This window comes from Pseudomonas sp. GP01-A4, assembly GCF_058780865.1.
Window position 1 is genome coordinate 1 of the sequence record NZ_JBYSWF010000150.1, and the last position, 1,588, is coordinate 1,588.

Consider the following 1,588-nt stretch of genomic DNA (forward strand, 5'->3'; position numbering starts at 1 on the left):
TTGAGTGTGAGCGCGTCAATCAGCGGTTAAAGGGGATTAAGGTCTGAGATGCAAGGCGGTGTAGTTCGGACGCTTACGATGAACTGATCGTCAGGGAAAAAGGACGCGATCTTCGTGATCGCGTTGGTGAGCAGGTTTTGTGGATTGGCATAGTCGAAGCTGTAGCGGCCCGAGCCATGGTTGACGCCCCAAACACCGCCTTTTTCGCTGGGTCGCCTCCACCACATTTCTCCCGCAATCCGAGCAGCTTGGAACCCTGTCATGCTTGGATGCCCACGCTTCGGATCTTTGAGGTCGACGGCTACAAATAGGGTTCCATCTTTGCCAATTGCCCAGATGAGATTTTTTTCCTCAGGGCTGCGGACGACTTGATCGTAAAGATGGATCAAGGTGCGCTCATCCGCTTTAGGATCGAACCATTCGATAGCGGTATCGTTAGCCCCCTTGCCCTCAACAGTGATCTCGCTTTCCTCCAGCTTTTTTGGAGCCCGCAAAGCGCCATAAGTCGCGTTCAGATAGCTCGCATAATCCCTGTCGCGCTTATCGACCAGCTTCAAAAAAGAGCTGTAGAAATGCTCATCATCAACAAATTCCGCGTTCAGCTTGTCATCTCGGAAGACTTTCAAGAAGAGCTCAGCGAAAAGGAGATCATGTTCGTAGACAGCCGATACGGCATCCCCCAAGGGCGTGTCAGTGGCATCGAGCAAAATTTTGAAAACCTTATTCTCGCCCCAGTAGAAATCGATGTCCCACTGCAAACGCGCCATCGGAGACGTCAAGAAACTCAGCTTATTAGCATTCCACCGCTCGATGGCATCCGCAGTCGCTACTGGCGATTCAGCACCCGCGGGCAAGGTCTCATTGAGTTTGTAACCAATCGGTCGACCGGTAACCTCACTGCGAATCTGGGAAATGGTGGACAGTTTTATGGTGTGCCCATACTCCCGACGCTCAAGCTCGGAGGTATTACAGATTCCTTCCATCCAATGTTTGATATGTGTCGAAACGATGGTCGCTGTGCCGTAAGCATAATGGAAATCCAGGCGTGCCTTTTTGTCAGCGGGTATGATCCCCATGTCCGGCACCAAGATTTCATGCGGGTCTAGCCACTCTTCGGCATCCGGATCCCAGTGACTAAATGCCAAGGCCCATCGCTCATTTAATTCGGCCCTCACCTCGTCTGTAGCTTCAAAACCTTTGCTCGCCTGCAGCTCGATGAATGCTTCCGCTTCAATCAGCTCCGCCCGAGCGTAAGGGCCGAGACGATCATCGTGGACGTAGATCCACTCATTACCTTCACGGAAGTCATAGCCGACTAGCGTGATTGCATGCCCACCTTTCAGGCACATCGCCTGGCCTGCAGTGGTTGTGAAATCAGCCAACAGGGCTTCGCGCAGATTGTCATCAATGCTTTCCCCGAGCTCCTCAAGTATAGAAAGTGCCTCGTTCTCAAGGTCTGCCTCAATGTCCGTTGATTTACGCGGGCCATAGACACCACCGGCGAGGATTATTTGCGGATTCCACGCCATTCGGACACTCAGCCCACGCTGATCCGGACACCTGTTCCACGCTCATTCGGACAGGCAGT

At 52.7% G+C, this 1,588-nt stretch carries 1 protein-coding gene; it reads right to left on the minus strand.

Annotation, left to right across the window (positions count from 1 at the left end; translation table 11 throughout):
* Positions 1-26: 26 nt before the first annotated feature.
* A complete protein-coding gene (locus AC3WKX_RS34235; protein ID WP_102606536.1) occupies positions 27-1,529 on the minus strand; it encodes a hypothetical protein in 1,503 nt (500 codons plus the stop codon).
* Positions 1,530-1,588 lie beyond the last annotated feature (59 nt).